This window comes from Bradyrhizobium sp. B025, from assembly GCF_042257955.1.
GTDB classification, from domain to species: Bacteria; Pseudomonadota; Alphaproteobacteria; order Rhizobiales; family Xanthobacteraceae; genus Bradyrhizobium; species Bradyrhizobium diazoefficiens.
In genome coordinates this window covers 1,935,088-1,948,499 of sequence record NZ_CP170150.1, presented here as the reverse complement: position 1 = coordinate 1,948,499, position 13,412 = coordinate 1,935,088, and the positions used below count along the sequence as shown (strand labels likewise).

General features: G+C 67.5%; 11 protein-coding genes. 6 read left to right on the top strand and 5 right to left on the bottom strand.

Annotation, left to right across the window (positions count from 1 at the left end; translation table 11 throughout):
* Positions 1–8: 8 nt before the first annotated feature.
* From ACE10W_RS09010 to ACE10W_RS09000, 3 genes are read right to left on the bottom strand one after another with little or no spacing between them, the layout of a single operon-like run.
* Positions 9–272 (bottom strand): DUF6111 family protein, encoded by a 264-nt coding sequence (locus tag ACE10W_RS09010; protein WP_011085255.1) that lies wholly within the window; start codon positions 270–272, stop codon positions 9–11.
* Entirely contained in the window at positions 269–940 is a 672-nt protein-coding gene (locus tag ACE10W_RS09005) for a CoA pyrophosphatase (RefSeq protein ID WP_028175033.1), read from the bottom strand. Before ACE10W_RS09005 ends, ACE10W_RS09010 begins: the two co-directional genes overlap by 4 nt.
* Positions 937–1,548 (bottom strand): DUF1285 domain-containing protein, encoded by a 612-nt coding sequence (locus tag ACE10W_RS09000; protein ID WP_028175034.1) that lies wholly within the window; start codon positions 1,546–1,548, stop codon positions 937–939. The genes ACE10W_RS09005 and ACE10W_RS09000 overlap by 4 nt, the downstream gene beginning before the upstream one ends.
* A 300-nt stretch (positions 1,549–1,848) precedes the next feature.
* Here ACE10W_RS09000 and ACE10W_RS08995 point away from each other — a divergent pair, with 300 nt between their 5' ends.
* The 6 genes from ACE10W_RS08995 (at position 1,849) to ACE10W_RS08970 (ending at position 12,043) form a co-directional block, all read left to right on the top strand.
* Positions 1,849–2,847, top strand: a complete 999-nt coding sequence (locus tag ACE10W_RS08995) for a MoxR family ATPase (protein WP_011085252.1) — start codon at positions 1,849–1,851, stop codon at positions 2,845–2,847.
* Entirely contained in the window at positions 2,847–3,791 is a 945-nt protein-coding gene (locus ACE10W_RS08990; RefSeq protein WP_028175035.1) for a DUF58 domain-containing protein, read from the top strand. Before ACE10W_RS08995 ends, ACE10W_RS08990 begins: the two co-directional genes overlap by 1 nt.
* Complete coding sequence (locus ACE10W_RS08985; RefSeq protein WP_028175036.1) at positions 3,788–6,601, top strand: DUF4159 domain-containing protein; 2,814 nt, start codon at positions 3,788–3,790, stop codon at positions 6,599–6,601. The genes ACE10W_RS08990 and ACE10W_RS08985 overlap by 4 nt, the downstream gene beginning before the upstream one ends.
* Before the next feature lie 151 nt (positions 6,602–6,752).
* Entirely contained in the window at positions 6,753–8,816 is a 2,064-nt protein-coding gene (locus ACE10W_RS08980) for a hypothetical protein (protein ID WP_304551141.1), read from the top strand.
* A gap of 270 nt (positions 8,817–9,086) precedes the next feature.
* A complete protein-coding gene (locus ACE10W_RS08975) occupies positions 9,087–9,491 on the top strand; it encodes a DUF2946 family protein (protein ID WP_304551140.1) in 405 nt (134 codons plus the stop codon).
* Positions 9,492–9,646: 155 nt separating this feature from the next.
* Complete coding sequence (locus ACE10W_RS08970) at positions 9,647–12,043, top strand: TonB-dependent receptor (protein WP_304551139.1); 2,397 nt, start codon at positions 9,647–9,649, stop codon at positions 12,041–12,043.
* A gap of 74 nt (positions 12,044–12,117) precedes the next feature.
* Here the strand turns inward: ACE10W_RS08970 and ACE10W_RS08965 are convergent, their stop codons facing one another.
* A complete protein-coding gene (locus ACE10W_RS08965; protein WP_011085246.1) occupies positions 12,118–12,633 on the bottom strand; it encodes a GNAT family N-acetyltransferase in 516 nt (171 codons plus the stop codon).
* Positions 12,634–12,894: 261 nt separating this feature from the next.
* Complete coding sequence (locus ACE10W_RS08960) at positions 12,895–13,386, bottom strand: NUDIX domain-containing protein (RefSeq protein ID WP_304551138.1); 492 nt, start codon at positions 13,384–13,386, stop codon at positions 12,895–12,897.
* Positions 13,387–13,412 lie beyond the last annotated feature (26 nt).

Here is a 13,412-nt window from a genome sequence, read left to right as displayed (position 1 = left end):
GCAGGCCCCTATTTTTCCGTGCCCGGCACGAACTTGCCGTTCTCGATATGGGCGGGAACGTAAGTCGACTCCGGGCCGGCGCCGGAGAATTGCGCCAGGCCGATCAGACCCGCGATCACAAGCACGATCGCCATGAGGGCAAGGCGAGCGACGATGGTGACCGGCCAGGACGATTGCACGAACAGGCCGGACCGGCTGGCGGCCAGGAACAACGCATAGACGGCAAAGGGAACGAGGAAAATTCCGATCTCGGTCAGAACCGTCCGGATCATGATGAGTAGATCCGCTCATACAGCACACGCAGCATTCCGGCGGTTGCACCCCAGATGTAACGTTCCGCGAACGGCATCGCATAGTAGAAGCGCTCCATGCCGCGGAATTCCTTGCTGTGCATCTGGTGGTTCGCCGGATTCATCAGGAAGGATAGCGGCACCTCGAACGCATCATCAACCTCGGAATGGTTGATCGTGAGCGCAAAGCCGGGCCGGACCCTCGCGACCGTCGGCAGGATGCGGAAGCCGAAGGCGGTGCCGTAGAGATCGAGATAGCCGATCGGCTCGACGAAGTCTCTGGACAGCCCGACCTCCTCCTCGGCCTCGCGCAGTGCCGCATCGAGCGGCGAGGTGTCGGTCGCGTCGATCTTGCCGCCGGGAAAGGCGATCTGGCCGGCGTGGTCGTTGAGATGCGCCGAGCGCTGCGTCAGCAGGACGGTCGGCTCGGGATGGTCCACCACCGCGATCAGGACCGCCGCCGGCCGCACCGGCTGCTCGCGCGCGACGATTTCCAGCATCTTGTCGGTCCCGGGATCGCCCGAGGCCGGAATGATGTTCGGATCGTAGAGGCCGGGCGGCACGTCGAAGCCGAGCCTCGCCCTGGAACGGGTAAAGAAATCCGCAGCGCCAAGCGCGACGGGATCACTTTTCAGGATAGGCTTGTTCAAAGCGCGGCCCTCACCTCGTCCGCATCGGCCATGGCGAAGAATTCGCCGGCCGATTCGACGCCGAACATCGGCTGGCCATCGACCATCCGCTCCTCGCCCATGTCAACCAGATCGTAATAGAGCGCGCGGGTCACCTTGGCCCAGAGATCGGCGCGGACGTGCAGATAGGGCGTCAGCCCGCCGTCCACTGCCTGCTCGAAGCGCAGCCGGTGCGCGGCATCGCAGGTGACCCAGTCGTCGACATTGGTGCGGAAGCGCAGCACGCGATGGTTGTCCTCGCCGTCCTCTTGCATTTCGACCGCCATGAACGGCGCGTCGTCGACGCGGATGCCGACCTTCTCCACCGGCGTCACGAGGAAATGCTTGTCGCCCTCGCGCTTCAGGATGGTCGAGAACAGGCGGACCAGCGCGTGACGCCCGATTGGCGTCCCCATGTAGAACCAAGTACCATCGGACGCGATTCGGATATCGAGATCGCCGCAAAACGGCGGATTCCATAGATGCACCGGAGGCAGGCCCTTTTTGGCGCCTTCGGCACTGGCAGCACTCTTGGCGGCGGCAGTCAGCCCCTCAAGACCACGATCGGCGCTCTGCCCTTGGTTCGCCATGGTTTGCCCTGACTTTGTCCTTTGGCACGATTGGTGCAGGTCTACGCTGTCCATCGGCGAACGGTTCCACCCCGGATTAGTCCGGTGTGGAGGTCGCCACTTCGTGATGCCCTACATACCCTTAAGCCGATAAGGTGGGGATAGGTTAATTCAACGAATACATGGCCTTCCTGCAAGTCTAGCATAGGGGCCATGACTTGGTTTGACGTCTTCGCTTGAAGTGAAGATTTGATGCATCTGACCTGATGCGATGACATGACGACGCGAGCGAGCCGCGCGGCAGGCTGAAGGAGCTAACGGATGGCGGAGAGTGTCGAGAAACTCGAGGATGGAATCGTCCGCTCGGCCGAGCAGGTCTCGAGCCAGATTCGGGCGGCAAAGGACGCGATCGCGTCCGTCATCTTCGGCCAGGACCGCGTGATCGAGAACACGCTGGTCACCATCCTCTCCGGCGGCCATGCGCTGCTGATCGGCGTGCCGGGCCTTGCCAAGACCAAGCTGGTCGAGACGCTCGGCGTCACGCTCGGTCTCGACGCCAAGCGCATCCAGTTCACGCCCGATTTGATGCCGTCGGACATCCTCGGCGCCGAGGTGCTTGACGAGAGCACCGCGGGCAAGCGTTCCTTCCGCTTCATCGCAGGTCCGGTGTTCGCGCAGCTCCTGATGGCCGACGAGATCAACCGCGCCAGCCCGCGCACGCAGTCGGCGCTGCTCCAGGCGATGCAGGAGCAGCACATCACCGTTGCCGGCGCGCGGCACGATTTGCCGAAGCCGTTCCACGTGCTCGCGACCCAGAACCCGCTGGAGCAGGAAGGCACCTATCCGCTGCCCGAAGCGCAGCTCGACCGCTTCCTGATGGAGATCGACGTCGACTATCCCGATCGCGACGCCGAGCGCCGCATCCTGTTCGAGACCACCGGCGCCGAGGAGACGCTGGCGAAGGGATCGATGACCGCGGATGCGCTGATCACCGCGCAGCGGCTGATCCGGCGCCTGCCGGTCGGCGATTCCGTGGTCGAGGCGATCCTGTCGCTGGTGCGCTCGGCCCGTCCGGGTCCGGACAGCGGCGAGACCGGCAAGTTCATCGCCTGGGGCCCCGGCCCGCGCGCCAGCCAATCCCTGATGCTGGCGGTGCGCGCCCGTGCGCTGATCGACGGACGGCTCGCGCCCTCGGTCGACGACGTGCTCGACCTCGCCGAACCTATTCTGAAGCACCGCATGGCGCTGACCTTCCAGGCGCGCGCCGAGGGGCGCACGATTCCGGACGTGATCCGGCAGTTGAAAACACGGATCGGTTGATGGCCGCCGAGAACGGGCACACAGCGAAGGAGATCATCGCGATCCGACGTGCCGATGGCGAAAGCCGCACGCTCGCCGCTTCCTTGCCGCGCCTGGTGCTCGAAGCCCGCCGCGTCGCCGCCAACGTCATCCACGGCCTGCACGGAAGGCGCCGCGCCGGCTCCGGCGAAAATTTCTGGCAATACCGCCGCTTCGTCTCCGGCGAGCCGTCGCAGAACGTGGACTGGCGCCGCTCGGCGCGCGACGACCATCTCTATGTCCGCGAGCTCGAATGGGAAGCCTCGCACACGGTCTGGATCTGGCCCGACCGCTCGCCGTCGATGGCGTTTGCCTCGAAGACCGCGCGCGAGTCCAAGCTCGAGCGCACGCTGATCGTCGCCTTTGCGCTGGCCGAACTGCTGGTCTCCGGCGGCGAGCGCGTCGGCATTCCCGGGCTGATGGCGCCGACCGCGAGCCGCAGCGTCATCGACAAGATGGCGCAGGCGATGCTGCATGACGATGCCGACCGGCTGAGCCTGCCGCCCTCCTTCGTTCCTTCCGCGCTCGCCGAGATCATCGTGCTGTCGGATTTCTGGTCGCCGATCGCCGAGATCAGGACGACGCTCGCGGGGCTCTCCGGCTCCGGCGCGCATGGCACGATGGTGCAGGTCGTCGATCCCGCCGAGGAGTCCTTCCCCTATTCCGGCCGCGTCGAGTTCGTCGAGCCGGAAGGTTTTGGCGTGATCACCGCCGGCCGCGCCGAAAGCTGGGCGCAGGACTACACCGCGCGGCTCGCGCTGCACCGCGACCAGATCCGCGCCGAGACCTCGAAGCTCGACTGGCTGTTCACGACCCATGCGACCGACCGCTCCGCCGCCGAGCTGCTGCTGTTCCTGCATGCCGGCATGCAGGTGAGCAAGTCGGGCGCGCGCACCACCTCCATCAAAGCGGGGCCGGCCGCATGATGGGATTGCCGCTCGCCTTCACCGAACCGCTGCTCCTGATCGGCCTCGTCAGCCTGCCGGTGCTGTGGTGGCTGCTGCGCGTGATGCCGCCGCGGCCGCGCCGGATCGAGTTTCCGCCGACGCGCCTGCTGTTCGACATCGCGCCAAGGGAAGAGACGCCTTCGCGGACGCCGTGGTGGCTGACGGCGCTGCGCTTGCTGGCTGCGGCACTGGTCATTTTCGCCGCCGCCGGCCCGATCTGGAATCCGCAGACCGGGCTCGCCGGCAGCAAGGCGCCGCTGATGATCATGTTCGACGACGGCTGGAGCGCGGCCTCGAACTGGGACGTCAGGATCAGGGCCGCCGACGAACTGATCGCCAACGCCGACAACGACCGCCGCGCCATCGCGCTGGTGCCGCTGTCCGAGCCGAACCGCGACATCACCCTGATGCCGGCGGGGGCGGCGCGCGTCGCGCTGCGCCAGCTGGTACCAAAGCCCTATTCGATCGAGCGCGTCGAAACCCTCGCAGCGGTCGATCGCTTCCTCAAGGCCACCGGCGACTGCGAGATCGCCTGGCTGTCGGATGGCGTCGATACCGGGCGCGGCGAGGAATTCGTGCAAGCCCTCGGCAAGACCATCGGCGATCGCAGCCTGACCATCTTCGAAGGCGGCACCTCCTCGCCGCTGGCGCTGGTCGCGGCCGAGAACGCCGCCGCCAGGATGACGGTGAAGGTGCTGCGCACCGACGGCGGCATCGCCGTCGGCACCGTGCGCGCTCTGGACCAGAAGGCATCGCCGATCGGCGAAGCCCGTTATTCGTTCGGCCCGCAGGACAAGGAAACCGAGGCCTCGTTCGACCTGCCGGTCGAGCTGCGCAACGACATCACGCGGCTCGAAATATCGGGCGAGCGCTCCGCCGGCGCGGTGCAGCTGCTCGACAAGCGCTGGCGCCGCCGCGCCATCGGCATCGTCTCGGGCTCGACCAGCGAGACCGCGCAGCCGCTGCTGGCGCCGACCTTCTACCTCACCCGCGCGCTGGCGCCGTTCGCCGACGTGCGGCTCGCCGACAAGGGCTCGCCGCAGCAGGGCATCACCCAGTTCCTCGACCAGAAGCTGCCGATGATCATCCTCGCCGATGTCGGCACCATCGCGCCTGAAATCCGCGAGCGTCTCAATGCCTGGATCGACCAGGGCGGCGTGCTGGTGCGGTTCGCCGGGCCCCGCCTGGCGCAGGCCGAAGACGATCTCGTGCCGGTCAAGCTGCGCAAGGGCGGCCGCACGCTCGGCGGCAGCCTGACCTGGGAGAAGCCGCAGCACCTCGCCGCCTTCGCGGCCGACGGTCCGTTTGCCGGCGTCGTGGTCCCCAAGGACGTCACCGTGAGCCGCCAGGTCCTGGCCGAGCCCGATGCCGTGCTCGCCACCAAGAGCTGGGCGTCGCTGGAAGACGGCACGCCGCTGGTGACCGGCGAGCATCGCGGCAAGGGCGTCGTCAGCCTGTTCCACGTCAGTGCCGACATGCGCTGGTCGGATCTGCCGATGTCGGGCATCTTCGTCGAAATGCTGCGGCGGGTCGTCGACATGTCGGGCTACACCACCAAGCCCGGCGCCGGCGTTGCCAGCGAGGCAACCACCGAGACGGTGGCGCCGCTGCACATGCTCGACGGCTTCGGCGCCTTCGGTCCGCCGCCGGCCACGGCAAAGCCGCTTCCGGCCGATTATCGCGACCGCGCCACACCCGATCATCCGCCGGGCTTCTATGGTCCTGCAGAAGGACCGCTCGCCGTGAACACGCTTGCTAGCGCCGACCGCATCGCAGCCCTGAACACCGCGAGCCTGCGCGCCCGGCACGCCACCTACACCAATGCCGAGCCGCGCGACTTGCGCGGCTGGCTGCTGTCGACGGCGCTCGCTCTGTTCCTGATCGACGCCATCATCGTCGCGGTGCTCGGCGGCGGCCTCGCCGCGCTGCTGCGCCGCCGCGCCGCACCCGCAATGATCCTGCTCGGCATCGCGCTTGCGGGCCTCTCCGCACTGCCGCCGACGCCCGCGCGCGCCGACAGCGCCGCGGACGAGTTCGCGATGAAGGCGGTGTCGCAGACCCGCCTCGCCTATGTCGTGACCGGCAATGCCGACGTCGATTCCATCGTCAAGGCCGGCCTGACCGGGCTGACGCTGTTCCTGGCGCAGCGCACCGCGCTCGAGGCCGGCGATCCGGTCGGCATCGATCCCGGGCGCGACGAGCTCGCCTTCTTCCCGCTGATCTACTGGCCGATCGTACCCGGCGCGCCCAAGCCGCCGCAGGACGCCATCAACAAGATCGACGCCTACATGAAGCAGGGCGGCACCGTGCTGTTCGACACCCGCGACGCGATCGAGGCGCCGCCCGGCGACAACGGCGCCTCGCAGACGCCGGGCATGCGGGCGCTGCGCGAGATCCTGTCCTCGCTCGACGTGCCCGAGCTCGAGCCGGTGCCGCGCGAGCACGTGCTGACCAAGACCTTCTATTTGCTGCGCGACTTCCCCGGCCGCTTCAACTCCGGCCAGACCTGGGTCGAGACCCTGCCGCGCGAGGACGACGACGAGAGCGCGCAGCGTCCGGCGCGCGGCGGCGACGGCGTCTCGCCGATCATCATCACCTCGAACGACCTTGCCGGCGCCTGGGCCGTGCGCCCCGACGGCCAGTACATGCTGCCGGTGACCGGCGGCGACAACCGCCAGCGCGAATTCGCCTATCGTGCCGGCGCCAACATCGTGATGTACACGCTGACCGGCAACTACAAGGCCGACCAGGTGCACGCACCGGCCCTGATCGAACGGCTGGGGCAATAGAGATGCGCGTGACGAGCTTGAGCCACACGCCCCGTCATTCCGGGATGGTCCGAAGGACCAGACCGCAGGTGCGCACTGCGCACCGGGGAATCTCGAGATTCCGGATTCGATGCTTCACGTCGCTCCGGAATGACGTTGATAGGTCTGTCTGATGAATTACGGCATCGCGTTCACGCCGCTTGTTCCCGCGATCGTCCTCTGGCTCGCGCTGGCCGCGATCGTCGTCATAGCACTCGTGCTGGTGCTGGCGCGCGCGCGCGGCGCCGCGGTGCGCGTGGCCGCCCTGGTGCTGTTCCTGCTGGCGCTCGCCAATCCCTCCTTCACCCGCGAGGACCGCGATCCCCTCACCTCGGTCGCCGCCGTCGTCGTCGACAAGAGCCCGAGCCAGAATTTCGGCAACCGCAATCGCGAGGCGGCCCAGGCGCAGGAAGCGCTGGTCGACGGCCTGAAGAAGATCAAGGGCCTCGAGGTCCGCGTCGTCGACGCCGGACAGGCCGACGGCGAGACCGACGGCACGAGATTGTTCGGCGCCCTCGCCTCGGCCTTGTCGGACGTGCCGGTCGACCGCGTCGCCGGCGCCTTCCTGATCACCGACGGCCGCGTCCACGACATTCCCGCGAATGCCGCCGCGCTCGGCTTCCAGGCGCCGGTGCACGCGCTGATCACCGGGCAGAAGGACGAGCGCGACCGCCGCATCGCGATCACGGCGGCGCCGCGCTTCGGCATCGTCGGGCAAAACCAGACCATCACCTACCGGCTCGACGACCAGGGCGTTTCCGGCGAGCGCGCCAAGGTCACGGTTCGCCGCGACGGCGAGGTCATCAACGAGCGCACGCTCTCGAGCGGCCAGACCGCGAGCGTGGACGTCGACATCAAGCATGCCGGCCCGAACATCGTCGAGATCGAGGCCTCGCCGCTCGAGCGGGAGCTGACGCCGGTGAACAATCGCGCCGTCGTCGCCATCGACGGCGTGCGCGACAAGCTGCGCGTGCTGCTGGTCTCCGGCGAGCCGCATTCCGGCGAGCGCACCTGGCGCAATCTGCTCAAGTCCGACGCCAGCGTCGATCTCGTGCACTTCACCATTCTCCGCCCGCCGGAGAAGCAGGACGGCACGCCGATCAACGAATTGTCGCTGATCGCGTTTCCGACCCGCGAGCTGTTCCAGCAGAAGATCAACGAATTCCAGCTGATCATCTTCGACCGCTACGCCCGCCAGGGCGTGCTGCCGATCGCCTATTTCGACAACATCGCGCGCTATGTGCGCGCGGGCGGCGCGGTGCTGGTCTCGGCCGGTCCCGACTATGCCTCCAACACCAGCATCTGGCGCACGCCGCTGGATTCGGTGCTGCCGGCCGAGCCGGTCGGCGTGACCGAAAAGCCGTTCTATGCACACCTGTCCGACATCGGCAAACGCCATCCGGTCACGCGCGGGCTGGAGGGCTCGGCGAGCGAGCCGCCGCGCTGGAGCCGCTTCTTCCGCACCGTCGACACCCGCAATTCCGTCAACCCGCCGGTCATGACGGGCGTCGACGGCAAGCCGCTCTTGTTCCTGTCGCGCTTCGGCGAGGGACGCGTCGCGTTGCTGCTCTCCGACCACATCTGGCTGTGGGCACGCGGCTATGAGGGCGGCGGCCCGCATCTCGACCTCTTGCGACGGATGTCGCACTGGCTGATGAAGCAGCCGGATCTTGATGAAGAAGCGCTGCGCCTCCAGGTCCAGGGCAAGGATCTCGTGGTGGTGCGCCAGACCATGTCTGACAGCGTCCAGCCGGTGAGCGTGACCTCGCCGTCGGGCGTGTCGCGCGACCTGACGCTCAGCGCCGGCGATCCCGGCGAGTGGCGCGCCAGCCTGCCGGCCAACGAGCTCGGCCTGTGGCAGGCGACCGACGGCACGCTGAAGGCGCTGATCAATGTCGGCCCGACCAATCCGAAGGAGTTTTCGGAAGTCACCTCCACCACCGAGACCCTGAAGCCGCTGACGCAGGCGACCGGCGGCAATGCCGTGCGCGTGGTCGACGGCGCCAGCGTCGAGCTGCCGCGCATCGTGCCGGTGCGCTCGGTGAGCGTCTTCCATGGCGACGGCTGGATGGGCGTGCGGATGCGCGACGCCAGCGTCGTCAAGGGCGTCGGCGTGCTGCCGATCTTCGCCGGCCTGATCGGCCTGCTGCTGCTGCTCGGCGCCTTCGCCGCCACCTGGGTCCGCGAAGGGCGGTGAAGCCCGATAGCTTGAAGTCGAATCGAATTCGGCCAACAGCGACGCTCTCTCCGTTCCCTCCCCCCACAAGGGGGGAGGGAACGCACCTCCATCGGGGCGCTAGGCCAGGCTTTTCCACCAGGCGTTAGTTGCCCGAACGACACATCGGGTCGGCTGCCTGCAGGCGCGGGGCCGACCTGCCGTTGACATCCGTTCCTCGTTCCTGCGATGTTACATTATAACATCGCGGTATCAGAGGGTGATCCTCGCGATGTGGGGTGGCGTTTCCAGATGAAGTGGTTCCGGTCGAATATCAGGCACGGCGCCCGGCTCGCGTTGTTCGCGATGCTGGTGCAATTCGCGCTGACATTCGGCCACAGCCACTGGTTCGTCCAGGCTGCCTCCCTCTCCCAAGCCTCGCTCCAGCAGACCGACACCGCCAAGGCGATAGCTTCGACCGACCGCGCCGCGGTCCAGAAGCAATCGCCTTCAGGATCCGACCGGGAGCAGCCGGGCGACGACAATTGCGCCATCTGCGCCGTGGTCGCGATGGCGGGCACTGTGGTGTCCGCGACGCCGCCTCTCCTGGAGCTGCCGCAGGCGATCGAGCTGCTCCACCGCACCCTAGATGCCGAGTTCATCCATCTGAAATCGGCCGGCACGGCGTTCCAGCCCCGCGCCCCACCAGCGTCCTGACTCTCGACATCGCTTGATCACGCCCGGGCTCGCCGCGCCACACGCGCGGACGATCGCCCGGGAGCCGTTGAAGTCGAATTCCGTCGCGCCGCGACGGCAGGCCGCCTCCGATCATCAGACAAGCATGCGGACGGCGCCTGACTGGAATCAGGACCATGTCATTTGAATTGCGACGCGTGCAGCGTCTCGCAGGAGCAAGCCTGCTCCTGCTCGGCGCCGCCGCCACATCCGCGCTCGCCCAAGAACCGGTACAACAGCCGGTACAACAGCCTGCGCAGGACAAGTCGTCGGCCGAGCTCCCCGCCATCACCGTGACGGCGCCGAGCCCGATCGTGCGCAGGGTGGTACCGACCCGCAGCCCGGTCCATGTCGCGCGCACCGGACGGTCGCGCGGCCAGCAACACGCGGCCGAAGCCACGCCACCGGCAGCAGTCGCCGCCGCCGCACCTCAGCAAGGCGTGCTGCCCATCGTGACCAACCAGTTCGCCACCGTCACGGTGGTGCCGAACGAGGAGATCCGCCGCGAGGGCGGCGGTCAACTCGGCGATCTCTTGTTCTCCAAGCCGGGCATCACCGGCTCGAGCTTCGCGCCCGGCGCCTCCAGCCGGCCGATCATCCGCGGGCTCGACGTCAACCGCGTCGGCATCGTCGAGAACGGCACCAATTCCGGCGGCGCCTCCGACCTCGGCGAAGATCACTTCGTCCCGATCGATCCGCTCGCGACCAACCAGGTCGAGGTGGTGCGCGGGCCGGCTGCGCTCCGCTACGGCTCGACCTCGATCGGCGGCGTCGTCAGCGCGACCAACAACCGGATTCCGGATGCGCTGCCGAGTTGCGCTCCGTCGTTCCAGACCTACGGCCTCCCGACCAAGGCGCCGCTGGCAACCGCCGAGACCTCGCCTTGCGTCACGGCCGAGACGCGCTCCGCATTCAGCTCGGTCGATCGCGGCGTCGAAAGCGGCGTGCTGCTCGACACCGGCGGCGGCAATTTTGCCTTCCACGCCGACGTCTATGGCCGCACCACCACGGACTACGGCATCCCGAGCTATCCCTATCTGAACGACCAGACGCGATCCGTCGCCAACGGCCGCCAGCCGAACTCGGCGACGCGCTCGGACGGCGCCTCGATCGGCGGCTCCTACTTCTTCCAGGGCGGCTATATCGGGGCTGCGATCACGCAGAACGACTCGCTCTACCACATCCCCGGCATCGACGGCGCCGACCACAACACGCGCATCGACGGTCACCAGACCAAGATCAACGTCAAGGGCGAGTACCGTCCCGATGCGGCCGCGATCGACACGATCCGGTTCTGGGCCGGCGCGACCGACTACCGGCACAACGAGATCGGGCTTGCCGATCCCGCCGACCCCAACAGCGACGGCGTGCGGCAGACCTTCACCAACAAGGAGCAGGAGATTCGCACCGAGGTGCAGCTGATGCCGTTCAACGCGCGCTTCGCCGAGGTGACGACGGCGCTGGGCTTCCAGGTCGGGCATCAGGAGCTGAGCGCGCCGAGCCCGGACAATCCCGGCACGCTGTTCAACGGCCTGTGGGACCCCAACAACAGCACGCGCGTTGCCGGTTACGCCTTCAACGAGTTCAAGTTCACCGACGCGACGCGGGCGCAGATCGCCGGCCGCATCGAGCATGTCGAGCTGCACGGCACGACGCCGGACTTCCCGGCCGACTTCCTGCCCGACGGCACGCCGCAGGTGGCGATCGCGCGCAATCCGTCCTACACGCCGAAAAGCGGCAGCATCGGCCTGTTGCAGGACTTGCCGGGCGGCATGGTCGGCAGCATCACCGCGCAATATGTCGAGCGCGCGCCGAAGGCGGCGGAACTGTTCTCGCGCGGCGCGCATGATGCGACCGCGACGTTCGACATCGGCAATCCGAACCTGACGATCGAGACCGCAAAGTCCGTCGAGCTCGGCGTGCGCAAGGCGACGGGGCCGTTCCGGTTCGAGGCGACCGTCTACTACACGCATTTCGACAATTTCATCTTCCGCCGCCTCACCGGCGTGATGTGCGGCGACGACTTCGCCTCGTGCGGCACGCCCGGGGCCGAGCTGAACCAGGCGGTCTACTCGCAGCGGAACGCGAACTTCCGTGGCGGCGAATTCCAGTCGCAGCTCGACGTCGGCGCGTTCCAGGGCGGCATCTGGGGCATCGAGAACCAGCTCGACGTGGTTCGCGCCACCTTCACCGACGGCACCAACGTGCCGCGGATTCCGCCGCTCAGAATGGGCGGCGGCGTGTTCTGGCGCGACGACAACTGGCTGATGCGCGTCAACCTGTTGCACGCCTTCGCGCAGAACAACGTCGCCGTGATCGCGGAGACGCCCACGGCAGGCTACAACCTCCTGAAGGCCGAGGTGAGCTACAAGACCAAGCTTGACCGCAACTGGTTCGGTGCGCGCGAGATGATTGCCGGCGTCGTCGGCAACAATCTCCTCAACGAGAGCATCCGCAACTCGGTGTCCTACACCAAGGACGAGGTGCTGATGCCCGGCATCGGCGTGCGGGCGTTCGCGAACTTCAAGTTCTGATCGCCTCCAGCCGGGGCCTGCGGGCCCCGGTACACCCACGTCGAGCGAGCGGGCTGTCGCGGCATCACACGCCGCTACCCCCGCGCCTTGCTCCAGTCGGGCACGACCGCTCCCGACACGCCCTCGAAGGCGCCGTCGACGAGCTCGAACACCAGGATGCGGGCGGCGTCGACCGGGCCCGGCATGGTGACGCGCCCCTTGGGGACCGGCTTGAAGCCGACGCGGCTGTAATAGGGCTCGTCGCCGACCAGCAGCACCAGGCGGTGACCTCGCTCCTTGGCGTCCTTCAGCGCGCGCTCCATCAACAGACGGCCGATGCCGCGGTCCCGGAACGGCGGCTCGACGGTGAGCGGCCCGAGCAGCAGCGCCGGCGTCTCGCCGACCAGCACAGGCAATTGCCTGACCGAGCCGACCAGCAGCGTGCCGATGCGAGCGGTGAAGGACAGTTCGAGCAGATGGTCGACGTGCTCGCGGATGCGGTAGGCGCTGAGCACGAAGCGGCCGGGGCCGAAGGTGCGCTCGTGCAGCCGCTCGATCGCCTGGGCGTCGCCGGCAGCTTCGGGAAGGATGGTGAGCGAGAGATCGTTCATGTCGGCATGCGTCTTCGAGCGAAGTGGACCCGGGTTCGCGTCATGAAAACGCGTCAATGAGGGGAGCGGGATAACATCTCGGAGGGCTGCGGTCCATCGGGCTCATACCGGGCCGAACTGCCGGCCGGGCTGCGGCTGAGGATGGTCGCGAAGCTCCAGTCCGGATAACCGATACTGTGCAGCTTGTCCGCGAGATAGCCATCGGTTGCACGGGCGAGACTGGTGTCGAGCCCCTGCCAACGGCCAACGCGGCGGTTGATCTCACCGCCATGTCGCAATCAACGGCGTGCCATCCAGCACTTCCACGATTCTTTGCCGCGTGCCCGGCGTGGTGCCCTCGGGCAGCGCATTGATCGCGAAGAACCCGCATTCGACGATCTCGTGGTTGGGCTCGGGCAGGCGATCCTGCCTGAACTGCCTGACGACGTAGACCGCGACGTGGTCGCGGCGGGAGACGTGACTGTTGAGGAAGATGCCGTGCAGCGCGGCGTCTGCGGTGAGGTCGATGTCGCCCTCCTCCTTGAGCTCACGCCGCATCGCCTGCTCCATGGTCTCGCCGAGATCGACGCCGCCGCCGGGCAGATACCAGCCGGAGATGTAGCTGTGCCTGACCAGGAACACCCTGTTGTCGGAATCCACCACCACGGCGCGAACGCCGAGGGTCATGCCGCGAACGAGCAGGAAATAGGCGTGGAAGATTCGCCGCAGCAGCGGCTCGAACTTCCGTCGGATGCGGTTCAGACGATCTCCCATCAGGTTCTCTTTGGTCCCCTGTTCAG